Source organism: Psychrobacter sp. CX16 (assembly GCF_057396245.1).
The window spans coordinates 20,494-40,751 of the sequence record NZ_JBXYJF010000007.1 but is presented as its reverse complement, the minus strand read 5'-3'; the positions used below and the strand labels follow the sequence as shown (position 1 = coordinate 40,751).

Below are 20,258 nucleotides of genomic sequence, written 5' to 3'. Positions count from 1 at the left end.
CTACAATGTCAGCATCATACAAGACCTTTATTTTAAGCTTTAGCGCAGGGGTGGTTTTTACACTCGGCTTGATTGTCTCTCAGATGGTGGATCCCAATAAAGTAGTGGCATTTTTAAGTATCTTTCACAATTGGGACCCGTCATTGGCTCTGGTAATGGGCGCAGCAATTTTGGTTGCCATGCCCGCATTTATGATTGCCAAACGAAAATTTAATAAGCATCAGCCTGCATTTGATGGCTCAGATATTGAGCTTCCCAGTAATAGTGCTATTACTCCTCAGTTACTCATCGGTAGTATCTGCTTTGGCATAGGTTGGGGGATGCTTGGATTTTGTCCTGCCCCTGCTTTGGTATCTGCTTTTGCTGGATATTGGCAAGCCATGCTATTTATTGTAGCCATGCTCGGAGGTTTTGGATTGCATGGTGTATATGGGTTTATCACTAAATCAAATCTTAATTAGATTGTAGGCTGATGCTTTTTGCCCAGCAAATCAAAACCTATAATCAAAACTGCTGGGCTAAAGCCACAGCCTGCGTTAAGAGTTTAGAATTGAATACCTTTTCTAAAAATTATCTTATCTTTATTAAACTCGTTGAACCAACCACTAGTAGTGTTTGCACTATTTTTCCTCGGTATCTTAAATTTTTGAGTGGGTCTAAATAACTTTTTTTAGTTTTAAGTTTAAAGTCTCTATTTTTGAGTTTCTACTTCAATCCTGAATCTTCTTAACATCTTCTTAACGGGGCAATTGCTATTTTAGGATTCAATCCTTAAGTTACCGTTGAGAAGTCACGCCATGCCCCTAACCCAAAATTCAATCTCAAATATAGTCCTCGTTGAACCCATAAAAGATCCAAATTTAAAGGGCTTTAAGCATGTGCTTAAAAACCGGGAAATCAATCTTAATTATTTAATTTTAGGCGTGGTTATATTTTTATTGGCGACCGCAAATATAGGGTTTTTTAAACAAGTAATAAGCCTCTACCCTATACAAAGTAACCTAGGGTTTTTTCTGTCTTTAATAGGTTTGCTTTTTGGACTAATGTGGTTGGTTGTGCAGTTGTTGACGTATCGTCCCATTGCAAAGTTTGTACTTATTACGCTTCTTCTTATCGGCGCTGTCTGTGGTTATTTTACTGATGCGTATGGCACAATATTTGATACCAACATGCTTATTAACAGTATGGAGACGGATCATGCAGAAGCAATGGGATTGTTTTCATTCAGTTTATTACTACGTGTGCTTTTAATGGGTATTGTACCGGCTATTATCATTTTTAAATTACCCATTAAGCGCCTGACTTGGCGTTCTGCGCTTCTCCAAAGAGTGATGACTTTAGTATTGGCAATTGCTGTCATAGCCGTCTGCCTATTACCCTTTGGGGATCAATACGCCAGCTTTTTTCGTCAACATAAAATGGTGCGGAACTATGCAAATCCTATCACACCAATCTATTCAACCATTAAATTAGGAACGGATTACCTAGATAAACTAAACCGTCCTGATACCTTGATTCCTCATGCAACCGATGCAAAACATGTGACGTCTGGCACCCAAAGCGTCAAACCTAAACTAATGGTCTTTGTTGTGGGTGAAACAGTTCGGGCAGATCATATTAGCTTAAATGGATACCCACGCGAAACCATGCCTTTGCTAGCCAAACAAACCGATATCTATAGCTTTAAAGAGGCAACCTCATGTGGCACTTCTACTGCTTATTCAGTACCTTGTATGTTCAGTTATGCAGGTAGGGAAGATTATGACTCTAAAAATGCCGCTTACCATGAAAACGTATTAGATACCCTGCATAAACTGGGAGTTAACGTGATATGGCGAGACAATAATTCAAGCTCGAAAGGGGTCGCTGATCGAGTGACGTATCAAGAATTTAAGACATCAGATAACAACCCTATTTGTGATAGTGAATGCCGAGATATTGGCATGTTAGAGGGCTTTGATAAACTAGTAACGCCTCAAGATACTTTGATATTATTACATCAAATGGGCAACCATGGTCCAGCTTATTATGAGCGTTATCCCAAAGAGTTTGAGGTATTCAAACCTGTATGTATGACCAATGAGCTGTCAAAATGCAATACTCAATCGGTTATCAATGGGTATGATAATGCCATCCGTTATACAGATTACTTTTTAAATAACATTATTGAAACGTTAAAGCCTTACCAACAAACTTACGATGTGACGATGATATATGTGAGCGATCATGGAGAAAGCTTAGGCGAAAATAATATATACTTGCATGGTCTCCCCTACTCAATTGCCCCCAATGAACAAAAACATATTCCCGTCATTATTTGGTCACCTTCAAGTAATCATATCGACAAATCAAGTATTGAAGCCTTATTAAATAAACCGGTGTCTCATGACTTTATTACCCCGACTTTGCTGAATTTTTATGGCATCAGTTCTGAGGAAACGAAAGGTAAGCCGACTTTTTTCAAAACGTTATCTAAGTGACATTTATGAATACACCTGATCCCAAAAACTCTGATAAGGTTATACCTAGTCAAATCACCGACAAATGCCACATACTTATTATTGAGGATAATCCTGATATCGTCGCTAATATTTATGCTTTTTTTGAGCCTAAAGGGTATGAATTAGACAATGCTTATAACGGTAAAAGCGGTCTTAATTTGGCATCACAAAATCGTTATGATGTTATATTACTTGATGTCATGCTACCGGGAATGGATGGTACGCATCTGTGCAAAACACTGCGTCAAAAATGGCATGTTAAAACCCCGATATTAATGTTAACGGCTCGGGATACTATTTCGGACAAAGTGATAGGGTTTGAGAGTGGCGCTGATGATTACTTAGTCAAACCTTTTTCTCTAGTGGAGCTTGAGGTGCGCATTAAAGCCTTAGTGCGACGTCATCAAAATAAACACTTTGAAGAAGAGTTGAAAGTAGATACACTGGTATTAAACACCCAAACTCATACTGTTTATAGAGACGGTAAGTTAATTAAAGTTACGCCGATAGGCTTTAAGATTCTTAAGACATTAATGAGCGAAAGCCCAAGCTTGGTTAGTAAAACTGACTTAGAAATTAGCGTTTGGGGGGATGATATACCGAGCAGTGATGCACTTCGCACCCATCTACATACGCTTCGCTCACAGGTCGATAAACCTTTCGATAAACCCTTGATTCACACGGTATCTGGTGTCGGTTATCAGATTGTTAGTTCTAAATTGGATTGAACCAATACTATGTTTAAAAAAAATAGTGTGTTTGAACTCAACTCAATAAAAACAAAGTTTCGCCTGTCCTATATCTTATTTGCCATCATGCTGTGTTCTACCTTCATTTTTATATTCTATATCGCCGAAACAAAAATCGAAAAGTCTTTAGTGCAGAGTAGGTTACAACAACAATTGCAGTTAAGCTTAAAGGAAAACGGGGATCAATCGGTTTATCACAGCAATCCAGGAATAAATATCTATAAGTTTCAATATGCCCCTGAAAACTTAAAGCATTTAGCGACTGATACCGTTCAAGAAATCGAAGTCATCAGTAATGGAAATAACTCAGAGTTGCATTACTTTAAATATAACTATGAAAATCAAACCTATCTTTTAACTTATTTAGAAAATGCTACACTTTTAGATACCCAATATCCAGTTTTAACCATTTTTGAAAATATAGAAGAAATCATGTATGAAGCATTGCTTGGTGCCTTGCTATTGAGTATTTTACTTGCTTTTATATTCTCCTATTTATCTTCAAAAGCGATTATAAAACCAATTTTAGATTTAAAAAATGCGGTTGAAACCGATTATCAAGACTTAAGTCAATTATCCAATGTACCCACAGAAGTTGAGGTGCTTGCACGCACTATTGAAAATAAAAACAGACAACTCTCAAGTTTTTTGTTACGTGAACAATTATTCACAGGAGATGTCAGTCATGAACTGCGTACTCCGTTAACGATTATTATGGGGGCGTCAGAGGTGCTAGAGTCTCAGCTTAATGAGGATAGCCCCTTACGAGAATTCACCACTAGAATTAATAAGACCGCTAAAGATACCTCACAAATGATCAGTGCCTTATTATTATTATCAAGAGCCCCAGAGCAACTTGACACTCCTCAAACGATTATTAATGAGGTTGTACATTTAGAAGTTGAGCGGCTTAGCTATTTAATTAAATATAAGCCTGTCATCTGCACCGTTCATTCTGACCTAGAATATAGCGCCTACGTCCGCCCAGAACTCCTTAAAATGGCCGTTGGAAATTTAATAAAAAATGCCTTTCAATATACGGACGAGGGTGACGTTGTTATATCTATAGATGACAAGAAAATATCTATTGCAGATACAGGAATGGGCATACCTGAAGCTAAGACACATTTGATGTTTGAGAGATTTAATCGATTAGAATACTCCAATCTTCATAGCATTCATCATGAAAGCACTATTCATGAAAGTACTAAGCCCGACAGCAGTATTCATGAAAGTACTAAGCACGAAAACCCTAAGCATAAAAACAACAACCAGGAAAGCGCTAATCATGAAAGCATCAATCTAGAGGATAATATTAATAAAATACCCTCCACTAGTCCTTACTCTAAAGCTAATGTTGAGGGAACGGGTTTAGGGTTGAGTATTGTTCAGCGTATTATTTCGCATATGGGCTGGCGTATGACCTATCAATCAAATGAAACTGGCGGCAGTACCTTTACTATCTTTTATCAATAACTTAAACCTATAGTCAGCGAACTACTAAACGGTTACAACGTTTACCTTGTTAAGCCTACTCCCATATTACTTGCTACTTGCACTCGGTTGACTTGTAACCATTTTAGACTTCTTTGACTATATAACCCGATTTTAATTTACAAGGCTGGTGCTTTGGGCATAGAAATTCAAGACATTGAATCAGAAATGCTGCGCTTAAGCCACATCCTACCTTAAAACTTGAGAATGAGGTAGTCATTCATAAAGGATTTAGAATTTAATAAACCCACCTTAACGCTTTCTTAACCCGCCTCTGTATATACTCAAATTATCGCTTAAAACAGAGCACTTTTTATGACCAATGTTAAATCCAATGAACATCAAAACGAGACAACTCACGTTATTGGTGAAACACCATTAGATGTCTCACAAGCGCTAAACGCTGATAGTTTTGCAGGAAAGGCGAAAGGCAACAAGGGTATCGTTCGTATCATAAAAGCGACAGGGTACTCTTTAGATGGATTTAGAGCGGCTTATAAATATGAAGCGGCTTTTAGACAGGTATTGTGGCTGAATATTATTTTATTTTGCTTCACCATACTTCTGCCCTTAAGTATTGCCCTTAAAATGATACTAGTCGTCGCCTCGTTCCTATCCCTTATTGTGGAGTTAATTAACACCGGTATTGAGGCCAGTGTCGATCACACCTCCACTGCGCAGCATCCTTTGGCAAAAGTGGCTAAAGATGTCGGTTCTGCAGCGCAGTTTTTAGTATTATTACTACTATTCATTTTATGGATGATAGCGTTATCAGAATTATTCTAGGTCTAATCCACGTGTCAAACAAACTAAAAGGCTTTACTCATCCTAAATCTCTCATAAGAGATCCTATAAGAAATCATGTGCACTTAAAAAGCTTCTGTTTCAACACATGGCTTTTTTTGTTAGCTCTAGCGGTGTTCTCGACTTTAATGTTTGAACATAGTGGCGTTGATGTCACTATTAGCAATTTGTTTTATCATAACGAGCAATGGTTAATTGAAAAAAATGCCCAACCTTGGCGTGCTATTTTTTATGACCTACCAAAAAGGCTGATTATAGTATTTGGGATATGGTTAATAGTAAGTCTATGGTGTCAATGGTCATTACAACGTCGAATAAAAGACATAAATAACAATAATATTAAGAATACTAATAAAATTAAGAATAAAAATGAAAATAAAACCAGATCAAGGGTTAACGATTTAATCACTATATTTGGCAAATTATCATTAACTTTCACCCCTCGTGAATTAAGTTATATCTTAATATCACTAATAGCCGTCCCCTCCATTATTGCTACTCTAAAAACGTTAACGCATGTTGCTTGTCCAAACCAATTAACATTATTTGGTGGTCAATATGCCTACCTATCCTTGTGGCAGGATGTTATATCTCAAACATCTGCCAAATGCTTTCCAGCCGCTCATGCTAGCGCTGGATTTGCGTTATACGCTATTGCTTACCTACCTCGTTTTTATCGTTTAAAAAATAAAATAATCCTGTTAGTTACCTTATTGGGTTGGACAATGGGATTTTATAAAATGATGATTGGTGATCATTTTTTTAGTCATACGTTGGTTTCTATGTGGCTGTCATGGTTTATTGTTTATGGGATTGCAGGGATTATCTTTAAAAATAATATTAACTTTAATAAAATTTGAAAAACTTCGAAGACTATACAATCTTTTTAAAAATATTGCATCATTGCAAAGAAGATCCTATTTACTTAGGGAATCTTTTGGAAGGTTAGTTTGAACAGATATAATATATTTCAACAGGTCACGGTCAGTAAATCAGAGGTAAACTTAATAACCTAATTTTTCATACTAAGTAATTTAAGTTTGATTGCCGTGAATTGGTGGACTAATTGATATGAGAAACTAGTTCATAATGTTTAATACATACTTTATGAGTATGTACTATTGTTTTTATCAGATAAATTGAGTAGATGTCCTTTTTTAAATATAAATAGCCATTAACGTGCGTGAAACAGTGTCCTTAATGATTGTTAAGCTATATGCTATATACAGTCAAACACCTGTTTTAATATTGTTTCTTTAATTAGCTACCACGCGCTCAACTCCTATATGTTCCTGCTTTGTAAACCACTAGTAAGTTGAGATGATTTAGTGCTTGATTCTAGTCATGCAATACTACAACAATAATCTTACCGCCCTCTAGCAATTATCACATTTGTTTTATAACTTCAATTCATAGGATATGTCTAATGCTCATCCAACAAAATAACATCTATAACAAGAGCTAATATCATCGCTATGCAGGCTCGTTAACGCTATCCACCTAATATAGTATCAATTGGCATATCCTCTAAATCATAAATCTCCAGCTCACTCATGACTTTAATAACATTATGCACGGCTAGAGTTACTCTAGCATAAAAAATTAAGGGGCTGAAGTAGATAAGCACTATGCTAAACTACTTTTATGAAGCTAACCCGTTGTAAATTAAGTAAAAAAGTACAATTAAAGCTGCTTGAATACTTTGTGCTTGAAGTAACTGCTCGTTCAGCGGCTGATATACTCGGTATACAACCAAATTCAGCTATCTTATTCTATCGAAAGATAAGACTTGTTATTGATTAATACCAAGGGCCTTATTATTAGCAGTTTAAAATTGGATACGGGTCTACATCAAGAAAAAGTAGGCCCATGATCCAACGATAACGGATGCAATAATATTTAATAAAACGCCAGTTCGTACCATCTCGGATTGTTTAATCAATCCGGTACCAAACACAATAGCATTGGGCGGAGTTGCCACAGGTAACATAAACGCACATGAAGCACCGATACCAATAATCATCACTAATACATGCGTCGGTATACCCATCTGCTCTGCAATAGCGACGAAAATAGGTACCAGTAATGCCGCTGAGGCTGTATTCGAGGCAAACTCGGTTAGGAATATAATAAATAATGCCATCGCCAATAAGATGATAAACAGGGGTGCAGTTGCTAACGCGCCTGCCACCGTCTCCCCCATCACCACAGAAGCACCGGATAGTTTCAATACATTAGACAGCGCAATACCGCCGCCAAATAGCATCAATACACCCCAATCGGTGTTATCAGATACCTGCTTCCAAGAGACTAGCCCGAAGCTGACTACAGCGGCAGCGGCTGACAATGCAATGATGGTATCTGTCTTTGCGATACCAAAGGTAGCACCAATCTTCTTACTGAATATCCAAGCGAGTACCGTTAGTACGAAGATAATAATGGTTAATACCCTAGACTTAGTCCATGGAATATCAGCGGCCTTTACTTGCGTAAACTTAACGTTTAAGTTGGGTTTTAAGAACAAATACATCGCACCGATTAATAATGGCAGCAGTACCAGCATCATTGGAATACCAAATTTCATCCAATCTGCGTTTGATAGTTGCAGCGCTTCTGCAGCAATGCCGTTTGGTGGGGAGCCGGTAATTGAGCCTAGGCCGCCGATACTGGCAGAGAATGCGATACCCAGTAAAATAAACACAAAGGTACCACGGTCCTTCTCTCTATCTACTTGTGTCAACATACCAATAGCAAGAGGCAGCATCATCGCCGTGGTTGCTGTATTTGATATCCACATGGATAAAAACGCAGTTGCTGCAAATAGTAGCATCACCGCATTACCCAGTCGCCCACCAGATAAAGCAATGATATTTAATGCAATTTTGGCATCAAGCTTTTGTACATGCAGAGCGGCTGCCAGCGCAAAACCACCAAAAAATAGATAAATAAGAGGGTTCGAGAAGCTTGATAGCGCTTTGGTAGTATCAAAATCTGGGATACCAATGACTGCACCAATAATCGCCACCAATAGTGCTGTGATGGTAACGTGAATAGCTTCGGTCAGCCAAAGCCCACCGATGAATACTAATAAGGACAAGCCCTTATTCACATTAACATCAAAGGGTAAGACATTAAAAAGTATCAGGCTAATAGCAGCAAACAAGGCAACAACAATTAAGCCTTTGCCAGTACCCTTGGGAAAAGTATCGGTAAATAGGTATTCATTGCCATCATTGGGTATGTGGTTGTCTAAGTTTTGATTGTCATTGGGCGATGGTCGTACGTTATTAGGCTCTGTCATCGGGCATCCTTATCCATAAAGTAGTTGTGTATACCTTTAATTCTTCTCAACTATAGTACAACATTTAAACCAATTAATTAACTATCATAACAGACCGTCAATTTTTTATTAAGATACCAATTCGACCTCGATTTCAATCAAAGATTCACTAATTAATGAGCAACTCGATAAGCTTAATAAGAGCTATCTTAATCTACTGCGCCTGTGGGCGGAATGTTGAGGATAGCTTTTATTTCTAAAGGGTCTACTCCTGAATCAAATAGTCATAAAGCGAGTCTTCCACTGGCTTATCAAGTAAGAATCTAAAATGAACGACTGGCTGTCCTTTGTCAGTCTCCCCTTGCTCAATCGAATCAGGCTCAATGGCAACATCGCCTAAATAATAAAAATCTGTGCCCTCACCATCTTCTTTTTTAACAAACAAAAGTATGCGCTTAGAGTCGATGACGTTCTTAATCTCAGCACTGCAAAGTTTTCTGTTTGATCGTGACTCCCAAGCAAACTCAGAAGGATTAATAAAGTGGTCGTTGTAATTAATATCACCTTCTAACTCTTCTGCCTTATGATAGGTAACGAAGCAAGGCGTGACCTCATTTCTTGTTCTATAACCGTAAACAGTACTACTAATATCTTGTTCCCAGTTTAATAATCGGCAAACATCTTTCCTGCTGTATTTGTGATATCTAAGTAGACCATCGACGTACTCTTTATCAGAAAAAACAGCGTTAAATGTGGCAATGGAATATTCAATCGAATCAACGAAAAATAGCTTAAACGTATCGTTTGCTAATGCCTTTTTTAAGCCTTCACCTAAGTTAAAGACATCATCTTCTAGCCTAATATTGTCATAGTCTTTTTTGATGAAATTAAAGTTAATATTAATCAGCAGTGATTTGATGGTTTCATCATCAATAATATAGCCATACATGCTTTGTATTGCGCTTATAAAGTCGTCTTTATGTAGACTACCCTCTTCAATCAGTCGTCGTAGTAATAAACTTTCCTCAACACGCTTGCCGTTATTGATATTAAGCGTAAACAGCTCTAGAAGTGTCTTTAAATCTGGTGAAACTGTGCCTTGATAATCGTTTTCAACTCTTTTAATGAAGTTTAAATAAGACTTTGAATATGATGCGAATAACCACGGGTCTCTTGATCCATACTTGATGAAATCCATCATCATCGGGATTCTACCCGTCTTATGTTTTAAGTCCTCGTAGTCCTTTTTTAAATCCGCTAACTTTTGCATATTGGCATTTTTGATAGACTCAAAAATCTTTTCTCGTGCTATCTCATCAAAATTAACGGTCGATGCACCTGGAATAAAATCACTGCCACTTCGAATCAGTTTTCGAATCGTATCTTTGTTAAACGAGCGGTCACCATACAAGGCAATAGGCACTAAATAGTTATTGGAATAATTGCCTATAAAGTCGATAACCGTTAGATACTCTTTACCTTCTGCTTTTCTTAGACCTCGACCCAATTGCTGTACAAAGATAATGGCCGACTGAGTCGGTCTTAACATCATAATTTGATTCACGCTCGGTATGTCGATACCTTCGTTGAAAATATCTACCGTAAAGATATAGTCAATTTTGTCACTGTCTTTGCTCTCTAGCCGTCGAATCGCCTCTAATCTGTCATCCTCTGAACTTGCACCTGATAAAGCGATAGAAGGATAGCCCTGCCTGTTAAATTCATCGGCCAGTTGTGCCGAAATTTTATTGCTCGAACAAAATACCAGACCCCTCACTTCTCCAGAGTCGGTACCATAGAATTTGGATTTGGCAATAATATGGCTCACTCTCTCTTGGCTAGTCAATTTATTAAAGTCTGAATGCTCATCAATGACTTCATTATTAACAGTTATATCTGTCACCCCATAATAATGAAATGGCGATAGCATACCTTCATCAAGCGCACGATGCAGTCTAATCTCATAAGCAAGATTGTAATTAAACAGCTCAAAGATATTAGCCCCATCCGTACGTTCTGGCGTCGCTGTCATTCCTAGTAAGAAACCAGGATTAAAGTGCTTTAATATCGCCTTGTACGAATGCGCGCCTGCCCTGTGGGTTTCATCAATAACGATGTAGTCAAAATACTCAGGACTAAATAGATCTAAGTTCTCTTGTTTTGATAAGGTTTGTACAGTCGAAAACAGATAGTCACATTCGGTCTCTTTATATTGACCCGAGAACAGACCCATAGATATTTTAGGGTCTAATAAGCTTTTAAAAGTTCGCATTGCATCTTCAGCAATCGTTCTTCTATGCACAATGAATAAGAACTTTTTAGGCCGATATTGCTGTACATCAAAGGCAGATAAATAGGTCTTACCTGTTCCCGTCGCAGAAATAATAAGCGCTTTATTCTTACCCTGTTTACGTGAATCACTTATGTTTTTTAAGGCCTCATGCTGCATTCGATTTGGCGTGACTGACTTAGGTATGATCTTTTCCTCTGCAACCTTAACCTGCTGTCTGAGTAACTTTGCTCTATTCCAAACCTGTGAATACTCTTGAATAAAGTCAGGCGTGACATCTTTTGCTACCGCAAGCTCTTTATCAAATTCACTAATGACTTGCTCATATAGCAGTCCATCATCAGTAGTTGAAACTTTTAGATTCCACTCCTTATTGGAACAAAGGGCACTTGCGGTAAGATTACTACTGCCAATTATGACGTTATTTGTACGACCGTGTTTAAACAAATAACCTTTTGAGTGAAGGTCATTGGTCGCAATTTTTAAAACAATATTCTTAAATTTAGACAACTTTCTTAACGCATCAGGCTGGGTAAAGTTTAAGTATTGCGAAACAAGTAGCGTCCCTTTAACGTTTCTTTTCTCAAGCTCTTGCAGGCAATTAATAATGGTTGCGACACCACTATTTGTCACGAAAGCGACAGAGATATAAAACTCATCGCAGCCACTGAGCTCTCTTAATAAAGTAGATAAAAACTTCTTACCTTCTTTTTTATCATTGGTCAGCAAAGCAGCCTGATAATTTTTATTGGCATTATAATGTTTGTTGATAAAGCTCTTTTTTAGGCTTTGATCCAGAGAGTTAATCTCCATCATCTAGCCATCTCCTCAACCAATTTATTGACGATAGGAATATCAGCAGCAGCCCAATCTAGCTGCTTTAGTTCACTAACATTCAACCACTTAAATGAGATGTGCTCTGACAGCTCAAACTCTCTGGTTGGCGTCGAACAGATAAATGCATGCATCTGAATCTTAAAATCAGGATACTCGTGATTCACAATTAAAAAGTCTTGTTCAACAGCCACGTTCATTTTCAGCTCTTCGTAAATCTCTCTAACCACAGTCTCTTGTGGTGACTCACCCGATTCTATTTTGCCGCCTGGAAATTCAAACTTTTTTGAAATGTACTCAAGTTTATTAGGACCCCTTTGAACACATAATATCTTGTCATTATTTATAATAATCGCTGCCGCTACATTCACTTGTTTCATTATTTCTATGCCCTTAAAATTTATAAATACTATTATTCTTATTAAATGCCGCTATTTTAAAGATTATATATGTTTGATTGAATTATCAATATCACTGACATCTATCACTTTATCAAGTATTTATCGCATTATAATAAGGGTTTAGACACCAGAAACATATCTTAACCTCCCCGTTGACTGTTTTACACGCTACTCTATGTTTTAACAAAAACTCTAGAGATATCGACCCTCGGATTTGAAATACTTTATATCAGAACATCAAGATTTATATGATTTATCAGTATTTAAGGAGTTCACTATGAAAACCTTATCAGTATTAGCAACGTCAGTATTATTAACCTTTGGCGCAGTGGCACCAAGCGTTGCAGCGACCACATAAAGTGCCACCACACAAGGTCAAATTGGCATTAATAAAGCCATCAGCATTGCCAAACAAAAGGCGCAAGGTAAATTAAAAAGTGTTGAGTTCGACGATGATGACGCAGAATATGAAGTAGCGTTTGCCTCTACCACGAGCAAATCTGAAGTCAAAATCAATTCACGCACAGGCGCTATCAATAGCAACATACAAAAGCGTTTAGACAGTGCCGAAGTGGCAAAATATACAGCATTAAACAATGCCAAAGTAGACTTAACCAAAGCGATGCAAATCGCTGCTCGCCAGTCAAAAGGCCGAGTCATTGAGGCGGAGTTTGATGTTGAGAACACCACGCCAGTCTATGAAGTGAAAACGGTACGTAGCGGCGAAGAATATGAAGTGGTCGTCAATGCCAATACGGGCCGTGTCATTAGCATGGAGCGTGATTAATCCCATTTATGCACTCACTACCAGTCACCGATTAATAACGACTTGTTTATTGTTTAATGAGTAACAACCACTGGCTTAAACAATAGCCGCATTGGCTATTTACCCCTTACAGGCTAGGTTCTGTAGGGGGTAATTTTTGTGGAGCGTATAAGACTGATATACTACAACTATAAATAGGCAGCCCGAATAAACCCCTATAATTTAGCTCTTTACTGACTCGATGACACCGTTGTTTATGATAACCCTATGAGCGAACCTCTCACCTCCACGACTGAGGAAACCACACCGCCACAGCGTAAAATTATTCATCTAGATATGGATGCGTTTTATGCCAGTGTCGAGCAGCGCGACTTTCCAGAGCTTAGAGGAAAGCCTTTGGTGGTGGGCGGTGATCCCAGTGGTCGCGGCGTGGTTGCGGCTGCAAGTTATGAGATACGCAAGTTTGGCGTACGCTCTGCTATGTCTTGCTATGAGGCCAAGCGCCGTTGCCCTGAGGCTATATTTGTACGACCAAGATTTGAGGTATATCGCAGTGTGAGTCAGGACATTCGAGAGATTATGCTCAGCTTAACTGACAAAGTTGAGCCGTTATCACTTGATGAAGCTTATCTTGATGTCACAGGTATCAAAGAGCATCATGGCTCAGCCACTTTAATGGCGAACTGGCTACGCGCGCAAATTTATGAAAAGACGCAGCTACGAGCATCCGCTGGTGTATCCTTTAATAAAATGCTTGCCAAAATTGCCTCCGATATTAATAAACCCAATGGCATTGCCGTTATCACTCCCGAGCAAGCCGAAAGCTTTATATCCAGCCTGCCTATTGAGCGCTTTCACGGTATTGGCAAAGCCACGGCAAAGCGTATGCATGAAATGGGCATATATAACGGTGCAGACTTAAAAGCCATGTCGGTAGATACTTTGGTACATGAATTTGGTAAACGAGGACGCTTTTATTCAGAGATTGCACATGGTAATGATACCAGACCGGTTAAGTCTGAACGCAAACACAAGTCAGTCGGATCTGAGACTACCTTTCGCGATAATTTAAGCGATACTGAAAGCTTGCTGGTACAGATATTTGAACAAAATGCCGATGCCTTTGAACAACTGTCTAAAAAGGGGCGCTTAGGTCATACCATTACCCTTAAAATTAAGTATTCAGACTTCACCCAAATTACCCGCTCACACACACTACACACGCCTTTCCCCAGTGCAGACTCTGCTCATTACTGGCTACGCAAACTGCTTGATGATGCGCCGCGCCATTTACCTATTCGTTTGGTTGGGGTCACATATTCTAACCTTACAACCTTGGACGCTGTGAATAATCAGCCTGATTTATTCGGTCTATAGCCTGTTTATACAACCAACACCTAGTCAAACTGACTCAAAAAAGCCGCGTTTCTGTTAAACTAACCGCCATTATTGATAGCCTAGATATAGGCTACATCTCTCATACCTCAAAATCGATTAAAGACCGCATATGACTCACTCTACTGATCAAAAAAATGACCAACATACAGACACTGCTGGCTATCTGAGTGTCAACGACTATGACTATAATCTGCCTGATGACTACATTGCCCGTTATCCACTGGCTGAGCGCAGTGCCTCACGCTTAATGTACTTACCGGCGCAAACTGGCCCTACTATTGACATTCAAGACAAGCAATTCGCTGACCTACCGGACTTATTAAACACGGGTGACTTGATTGTGTTTAACGACACAAAGGTCATGAAAGCACGTCTGTTTGGTCAAAAAGACACCGGCGGTAAAGTCGAAGTATTGGTCGAGCGTTTAACCGATGACGTGCAGTTTAAGACCAATGAAGAAGGTCAAAAGTTTGAGAATGTGGCACTGTGTCATGTGCGTGCTAGCAAAGCGCCAAAACTTGGGCAGACTGTGTTACTCGGTGATGGCAATATCGAATGTGTGATGATAGGTCGTCATGAGAACTTATTTATCTTAAGCTTTAAAAATCCAATCTTGCCAGATTTAGAACACTATGGTGAATTGCCGATCCCGCCGTATTTTGAACGTCATGCTGATGAAACCGATAATGTACGCTATCAAACTGTGTTCCATGACCCAGCCAAGCTAGCCAGCGTGGCGGCGCCAACCGCTAGCCTTCATTTTGATGATAAAGTGCTACAGCAGCTTGCCGACAAAGGCATTCACACCGCTTACGTCACCTTGCATGTTGGCGCTGGCACATTTGCGCCAGTCAAAACCGATAACTTACTCAATCACACCATGCACAGTGAGTATGCCAATCTGCCACAAGACACTGCGGACTTAATTAATCAGACGCATAAAAATGGCAACAAAGTGATTGCTATTGGCACCACCGTTACCCGTGTACTGGAAACGGCTTATCAAAAGACTGCCAATGACAACGCAGAGGTTTCCGCTTGGTCGGGCGATACTGATATCTTTATCTATCCTGGCTTTAAGTTTGGGGTGATTGATACGCTATTAACCAACTTTCATTTGCCTAAATCAACGCTATTAATGCTGGTCTCTGCGTTTGCTGGCAAACCTAATATTGAGCAGGCTTATCAACATGCTATTGAGCAAAAATACCGTTTCTTTAGCTATGGTGATGCCATGCTATTAGAGCGTCTGAGGTCATAATTACTATTGGCAACAAGAATATCTATGTCTTATAATGTATTAATCACGTTAATAATATGTTTATTTCAGGTGAATCTAACTCACTAAAGTTTAAACCAGCAATATATTCTTAAGTCTATGTAAACTAAAACGAGAATACTTATGAACCCTTATATTAAAATCACGACCCTTATATTAGCCACTGCTTTAACCGCTTGTGGTGGCGATTCATCTGATTCAAGTCCTACTACTAAAGCAGCTAATCCGGCCTCACCTAAAAATATACAAGGGTATTATGAAAGTATCGTGCAAGCTGACAATGGAGATGAACTTGTATTAACCATGTTGGTTAAACCTAATGGAGAATATTTCGGTAGCTTCAATAACTACATAGGAAATACGACTGCCTACAACAAAGAAGTTTTTAGTGTTTATAGTGGAGAACTTACTCTCCAAGATAAGGTTATTTCAACTCAAGTCACTGAGTTCGATGATGCTGATCTTATTAGTACTATTCGTAATTATTCTGCTACTGCCAACCATACACCAAAACAAAGTATCGTATTTGATCTAACCAATACTAATACAAGTCTTGATAAGAAAGCTTACACCCTATCCTATATAGATTTTAACGGTTTACCATTAAATGACTTTAGCGGGACTTACACTGGCGCAATTTCCCAAGTAGCTTTCAAAAACAATATATCTTCTATGACTATCAGCAACACAACAGATGCCAATCGTAAAAGCTTAAATCTTAACTATTCTCAAAACTGTCGTTTTGAGGGCTCCATAATAGACAACAATTATGACATCAAGTTTTATGATTACGATGGTCACTTCTTCGGTACAGGGTGCCCAAGTACTGATCGTTTCCACGGTGTCACCTATGTTTTGAATAATACTTTTATATTAGTAGGTACTAACGATAACAAAACTAAAGAAATGAGGGTTCTTAAGCTGGGATTTAATAAATAATCATCCTAATCACTTAACTAAACATTAAAATCTCAAATTCTAGAATAGGTTTGAGATTTTTTTGTACACGCCTTTATGCTGATAGCGTTTATTTATAAAATAACCCGAATCTCAACTCTTTTTTCTTAACCCTTAATTTTAAAGGACTTAAAATATTTACTTCTGTAGCCTTATTTTTATAAGCCTTTAATTATCAATAACTTATAAAGAGCTTAGAGTAGGGTAAAATAATAAAATCGCTTTTCTTATTTAATTAGCGCAATTTAACAAATGAGAATAATAGGATGCACAAGATTACTCCCATTAATTCAATGGACAATAAACCTGAAAAATACCAATTATTGCTTAAACAAGCCGAATCTATCATTAGTAATGAAAGTGATTTAATTGCCAACATGGCGAACCTAACTGCCCTACTTAAGGACACCTTTGGCTGGTTTTGGATTGGCTTTTATCGCGTTGATACTGCATCGAATCAGCTTATTCTTGCGCCATTTCAAGGCCCTCTAGCCTGCACTCGTATTGATTATGGCAAAGGTGTCTGTGGTGAGGTTTGGCAGTCTGGCGAGACCCAAATCGTCGATGATGTGAATGCGCATCCGAACCACATTGCTTGCTCATCATTATCACAGTCAGAGATTGTGGTGCCGATAAAAAATCAAGACGGTGAGGTTGTTGCGTTATTAGATATCGATTCAGATAAATTGGCGACGTTTGATAAAGTCGATGGTGAGTATTTGGAGAAGTTGGTTGAGTTGTTGAAGTAGTTTTTATAAAAAATATGAAGTTCATGGCAACTTTGTCTTTTTTAAGATTTTAAATACTTTATCTAGATAGGCAAAAGAAAGCTGACGATCACTGCATTGAATATAAGCTCTTAAACAATTCGTTACCAGTCTTAAAAACGTCACTTGCTTTCATCTAGTTCTATACATGCCAAGTTAAATCCATTATCACAGCTTTGTTGTAACAAGGATGCAGCTGTTACATAATCTTGATTAACGCCGATGCCTTGTTCATATAAGACAGAAAGATTAAATTGAGCTTCTACATGCTTCTGGTTTGCAGCCGCTTGTAGCCATTTAAATGAGTGTGTCAGATTTTTCTCGACGCTTTGACCAGTGCCATACATTAATCCAAGTTTAAATTGGGCATCTGCATTACCCAATTTGGCTTCTTTCTGAATTGCATTAGTTAAAGTCATACTCACACTTAACATTTAAAAAATTATGTATCATACAGAAATACTATATTAATAGTATGAGCTTAGAAGGTTATTAATTGACTCAAAATATAGAAAGAGCAGAACCAAAAATATTTGTATATTAATACATTATAAGCGCAAAAAAAGCGAGACTGGCTAAGCCAATCTCGCTTTTACTCTCAAGCAACTGCCTAAGACTTGAATGACTAAATATTAAAGACTATTCAAGCTCTAAAGCCGGAACTTCTTGACCACGTTTGTGATAAAAATCAGCCACAAACTCATCGAAAGTGTCGTTATCAATCGCATTACGAATGCCTTGCATCAAGCGCTGATAATAACGTAGGTTATGAATGGTCGCTAATTGTGCGCCCAGCATTTCTTTGCATTTGTTTAAATGATAGAGATAAGCACGGCTGAAGTTTTGGCAGCAATAGCAGTCGCATTCTGGGTCAAGTGGACCTGTATCTTCACGGTATTGACTGTTGCGAATACGCACCACGCCTTGGTTCTCTTCATTGCCAGTCACAAAATAATGACCATTACGGGCGTTTCGAGTTGGCATCACGCAGTCAAACATATCCACGCCGCGTCGTACCGCTTCTAAGATGTCTTCTGGCTTGCCCACTCCCATTAAATAGCGCGGTTTGTCCGCTGGCATGATCGCTGGCATATAATTTAATACACCGATCATCTCATCTTTAGGCTCGCCTACTGACAGGCCACCAATGGCGTAACCATCAAAGCCAATCTTTAATAATCCCTCCATGGATTGACGACGCAGGTCTTCATACATACTGCCCTGCACAATCCCGAATAAGGCATTGGTATTGCCCAGTTTGTTGTGCTCATCGACGCAGCGCTGACCCCAACGTAACGATAGCTCTAGTGATTTTTGTGCTTCACCAAAGGTCGCAGGATAAGGCGTACATTCATCAAACTGCATCACAATATCTGAGTTTAATGAGTACTGGATTTGCATTGATTTTTCAGGCGATAAAAACACTTTAGCGCCATCAATCGGTGATTTAAATGCGACGCCTTCTTCGGTAATTTTACGCATTGCACCAAGGCTGAATACTTGGAAGCCGCCTGAGTCTGTCAAAATAGGCTTATCCCAGTTCATAAACTGATGCAAACCACCGAACTTATCGATAATATCCGTACCAGGACGCAGCCATAAATGGAAGGTATTTCCCAAGATAATATCGGCACCAATGTCCTCTATATCACGTGGTAGCATGCCTTTTACGGTGCCATAAGTACCGACTGGCATAAAGGCTGGAGTTCGAATATCACCGTGAGCCAAATGGACGGTGCCTCGGCGCGCACGTGATTCGCCCGCTGCGGTTTTGTGTAGGGTAAATTGCATAGAATTAACTCTGAATAAATAGATTTAAAAATAGGATGAAAACTAGATAGTGCTTAAGCCAAAGGAAGTCGTGATTCGGTTGATTTGTACTAATGCGCTCAATGAAACAAACCGGCGTTAATCGGCATTAATGAATAATACGAATTATAACATTGCTGGAATAATTGAGGTTGGCTATTGGGTATAATTGTTACGCTCACCAAACCACCCATTAACGGCTAATCATAGAATTAGCTAGTAATCGTTTGTTTACTTTGGTATAAAAGCGGTAGCACTGCAATAATCACTCGACTTCATACCTTATTTATGAGGCATAAATCGTGTATATCAATGCTGCCATAAATGACCGTTTATTTTACAGGGAATAGTTCTGACATGATGTGCATTCGTAAGCAGCGCCCCGCGTTCTCAACAACCTTAGGCATGTCACTGTTATTGCTCGTTAATGTGTCTGCTATGGCAAATATATCTGTAGCACCTATAGCCCAGACACCCTCTACTTTTAGCGTATTAAAGACCCAAATTATTAAAAGCCACGCCCTGCCAACACTTGGTACTTCTTCAAATAATTTTACTGCTTTAAGTCTGATAAACAACCAGACTCTGCCTCCCCTATTTAATAATACTTCTTCTACCGGCTCGCTCAATACGCTGTCTAACAAAGGTGAATACACACCGCTGAATCTATTGGCAGCCAATAAAATGCCCGTTCTTATTAAAGACTTAAAGCCATCTATTAAAGATGTATCAAATCATCAGCGCTTTCAGCCACTATTTCTATTTAATACAGTACCGCCAATGATGCCAACGACTGAGTCTTTTAATAAAAACATCAACAGTTTGCCCTATTATTTATCAGACAATTTGCCAAATTTTGCTAAAGAATAACCGCCAGACCCTATTATTAAAATCATAAGCCGCCTAACATTGACTTAATCTATTTTACT

The 20,258-nt window shown here is 38.6% G+C and carries 17 protein-coding genes and 2 pseudogenes; 14 read left to right on the top strand and 5 right to left on the bottom strand.

Annotated features, from left to right (window positions below):
• Positions 1-5 precede the first annotated feature (5 nt).
• The 7 genes and pseudogenes from AC2SLM_RS04075 to AC2SLM_RS04045 form a co-directional block, all read left to right on the top strand.
• Positions 6-461, top strand: coding sequence for a DUF6691 family protein (locus AC2SLM_RS04075; protein ID WP_486552193.1), 456 nt, complete (start codon positions 6-8; stop codon positions 459-461).
• Positions 462-797: 336 nt separating this feature from the next.
• Complete coding sequence (locus AC2SLM_RS04070) at positions 798-2,480, top strand: phosphoethanolamine transferase (protein WP_486552191.1); 1,683 nt, start codon at positions 798-800, stop codon at positions 2,478-2,480.
• 5 nt (positions 2,481-2,485) lie between these two features.
• Positions 2,486-3,229 (top strand): response regulator transcription factor, encoded by a 744-nt coding sequence (locus tag AC2SLM_RS04065; protein ID WP_486552189.1) that lies wholly within the window; start codon positions 2,486-2,488, stop codon positions 3,227-3,229.
• Positions 3,230-3,238: 9 nt separating this feature from the next.
• On the top strand, positions 3,239-4,726 hold the full coding sequence (locus AC2SLM_RS04060) for a sensor histidine kinase (RefSeq protein ID WP_486552187.1): 1,488 nt from the start codon (positions 3,239-3,241) through the stop codon (positions 4,724-4,726).
• 333 nt (positions 4,727-5,059) lie between these two features.
• Positions 5,060-5,530, top strand: coding sequence for a diacylglycerol kinase (locus AC2SLM_RS04055; RefSeq protein ID WP_486552185.1), 471 nt, complete (start codon positions 5,060-5,062; stop codon positions 5,528-5,530).
• Positions 5,531-5,541: 11 nt separating this feature from the next.
• The gene (locus tag AC2SLM_RS04050) at positions 5,542-6,408 is read left to right on the top strand and encodes a PAP2 family lipid A phosphatase (protein ID WP_486552183.1); all 867 of its coding nucleotides are present in this window, start codon (positions 5,542-5,544) and stop codon (positions 6,406-6,408) included.
• Positions 6,409-7,192: 784 nt separating this feature from the next.
• Positions 7,193-7,348: pseudogene (locus tag AC2SLM_RS04045) on the top strand (IS1595 family transposase); the annotation flags it as partial.
• Positions 7,349-7,394: 46 nt separating this feature from the next.
• On the opposite strand, the gene AC2SLM_RS04040 reads toward AC2SLM_RS04045, so the two are convergent.
• The 3 genes from AC2SLM_RS04040 to AC2SLM_RS04030 form a co-directional block, all read right to left on the bottom strand.
• Positions 7,395-8,849, bottom strand: coding sequence for an SLC13 family permease (locus tag AC2SLM_RS04040; protein ID WP_486552181.1), 1,455 nt, complete (start codon positions 8,847-8,849; stop codon positions 7,395-7,397).
• A gap of 244 nt (positions 8,850-9,093) precedes the next feature.
• Entirely contained in the window at positions 9,094-11,934 is a 2,841-nt protein-coding gene (locus AC2SLM_RS04035) for a DEAD/DEAH box helicase (RefSeq protein WP_486552179.1), read from the bottom strand.
• Entirely contained in the window at positions 11,931-12,332 is a 402-nt protein-coding gene (locus AC2SLM_RS04030; RefSeq protein ID WP_486552177.1) for a (deoxy)nucleoside triphosphate pyrophosphohydrolase, read from the bottom strand. The genes AC2SLM_RS04035 and AC2SLM_RS04030 overlap by 4 nt, the downstream gene beginning before the upstream one ends.
• A gap of 400 nt (positions 12,333-12,732) precedes the next feature.
• Here AC2SLM_RS04030 and AC2SLM_RS04025 point away from each other — a divergent pair.
• From AC2SLM_RS04025 to AC2SLM_RS04000, 6 genes and pseudogenes are all read left to right on the top strand, one after another.
• A pseudogene (locus AC2SLM_RS04025) lies at positions 12,733-12,876 on the top strand (PepSY domain-containing protein); the annotation flags it as partial.
• Positions 12,877-12,924: 48 nt separating this feature from the next.
• Positions 12,925-13,140: a PepSY domain-containing protein gene (locus AC2SLM_RS04020; RefSeq protein ID WP_486552176.1), complete on the top strand. Its 216-nt coding sequence runs from the start codon at positions 12,925-12,927 to the stop codon at positions 13,138-13,140.
• A gap of 246 nt (positions 13,141-13,386) precedes the next feature.
• Positions 13,387-14,496 (top strand): DNA polymerase IV, encoded by a 1,110-nt coding sequence (dinB, locus tag AC2SLM_RS04015; RefSeq protein WP_486552174.1) that lies wholly within the window; start codon positions 13,387-13,389, stop codon positions 14,494-14,496.
• Positions 14,497-14,626: 130 nt separating this feature from the next.
• Positions 14,627-15,778: a tRNA preQ1(34) S-adenosylmethionine ribosyltransferase-isomerase QueA gene (gene queA, locus AC2SLM_RS04010; protein ID WP_486552172.1), complete on the top strand. Its 1,152-nt coding sequence runs from the start codon at positions 14,627-14,629 to the stop codon at positions 15,776-15,778.
• Positions 15,779-15,919: 141 nt separating this feature from the next.
• The gene (locus tag AC2SLM_RS04005; protein WP_486552170.1) at positions 15,920-16,735 is read left to right on the top strand and encodes a hypothetical protein; all 816 of its coding nucleotides are present in this window, start codon (positions 15,920-15,922) and stop codon (positions 16,733-16,735) included.
• Positions 16,736-17,019: 284 nt separating this feature from the next.
• A complete protein-coding gene (locus tag AC2SLM_RS04000) occupies positions 17,020-17,502 on the top strand; it encodes a GAF domain-containing protein (protein WP_486552168.1) in 483 nt (160 codons plus the stop codon).
• Positions 17,503-17,642: 140 nt separating this feature from the next.
• Here the strand turns inward: AC2SLM_RS04000 and AC2SLM_RS03995 are convergent, their stop codons facing one another.
• Complete coding sequence (locus AC2SLM_RS03995) at positions 17,643-17,939, bottom strand: tetratricopeptide repeat protein (RefSeq protein WP_486552167.1); 297 nt, start codon at positions 17,937-17,939, stop codon at positions 17,643-17,645.
• A gap of 220 nt (positions 17,940-18,159) precedes the next feature.
• Positions 18,160-19,311, bottom strand: a complete 1,152-nt coding sequence (tgt, locus tag AC2SLM_RS03990) for a tRNA guanosine(34) transglycosylase Tgt (RefSeq protein ID WP_486552165.1) — start codon at positions 19,309-19,311, stop codon at positions 18,160-18,162.
• A gap of 375 nt (positions 19,312-19,686) precedes the next feature.
• On the opposite strand from tgt, the gene AC2SLM_RS03985 reads away from it, so the two are divergent.
• Positions 19,687-20,199 (top strand): hypothetical protein, encoded by a 513-nt coding sequence (locus tag AC2SLM_RS03985; RefSeq protein ID WP_486552164.1) that lies wholly within the window; start codon positions 19,687-19,689, stop codon positions 20,197-20,199.
• Positions 20,200-20,258: the final 59 nt, after the last annotated feature.

Bases quoted from the DNA above. Each gene is read 5' to 3' on its own strand.
- AC2SLM_RS04075 (WP_486552193.1), top strand. From the start codon at position 6: ATGTCAGCATCATACAAGACCTTTATTTTAAGCTTTAGCGCAGGGGTG.
- AC2SLM_RS04070 (WP_486552191.1), top strand. From the start codon at position 798: ATGCCCCTAACCCAAAATTCAATCTCAAATATAGTCCTCGTTGAACCC.
- AC2SLM_RS04065 (WP_486552189.1), top strand. From the start codon at position 2,486: ATGAATACACCTGATCCCAAAAACTCTGATAAGGTTATACCTAGTCAA.
- AC2SLM_RS04060 (WP_486552187.1), top strand. From the start codon at position 3,239: ATGTTTAAAAAAAATAGTGTGTTTGAACTCAACTCAATAAAAACAAAG.
- AC2SLM_RS04055 (WP_486552185.1), top strand. From the start codon at position 5,060: ATGACCAATGTTAAATCCAATGAACATCAAAACGAGACAACTCACGTT.
- AC2SLM_RS04040 (WP_486552181.1), bottom strand. From the start codon at position 8,849: ATGACAGAGCCTAATAACGTACGACCATCGCCCAATGACAATCAAAAC.
- AC2SLM_RS04035 (WP_486552179.1), bottom strand. From the start codon at position 11,934: ATGATGGAGATTAACTCTCTGGATCAAAGCCTAAAAAAGAGCTTTATC.
- AC2SLM_RS04030 (WP_486552177.1), bottom strand. From the start codon at position 12,332: ATGAAACAAGTGAATGTAGCGGCAGCGATTATTATAAATAATGACAAG.
- dinB (WP_486552174.1), top strand. From the start codon at position 13,387: ATGAGCGAACCTCTCACCTCCACGACTGAGGAAACCACACCGCCACAG.
- queA (WP_486552172.1), top strand. From the start codon at position 14,627: ATGACTCACTCTACTGATCAAAAAAATGACCAACATACAGACACTGCT.
- AC2SLM_RS04005 (WP_486552170.1), top strand. From the start codon at position 15,920: ATGAACCCTTATATTAAAATCACGACCCTTATATTAGCCACTGCTTTA.
- AC2SLM_RS04000 (WP_486552168.1), top strand. From the start codon at position 17,020: ATGCACAAGATTACTCCCATTAATTCAATGGACAATAAACCTGAAAAA.
- AC2SLM_RS03995 (WP_486552167.1), bottom strand. From the start codon at position 17,939: ATGACTTTAACTAATGCAATTCAGAAAGAAGCCAAATTGGGTAATGCA.
- tgt (WP_486552165.1), bottom strand. From the start codon at position 19,311: ATGCAATTTACCCTACACAAAACCGCAGCGGGCGAATCACGTGCGCGC.
- AC2SLM_RS03985 (WP_486552164.1), top strand. From the start codon at position 19,687: ATGATGTGCATTCGTAAGCAGCGCCCCGCGTTCTCAACAACCTTAGGC.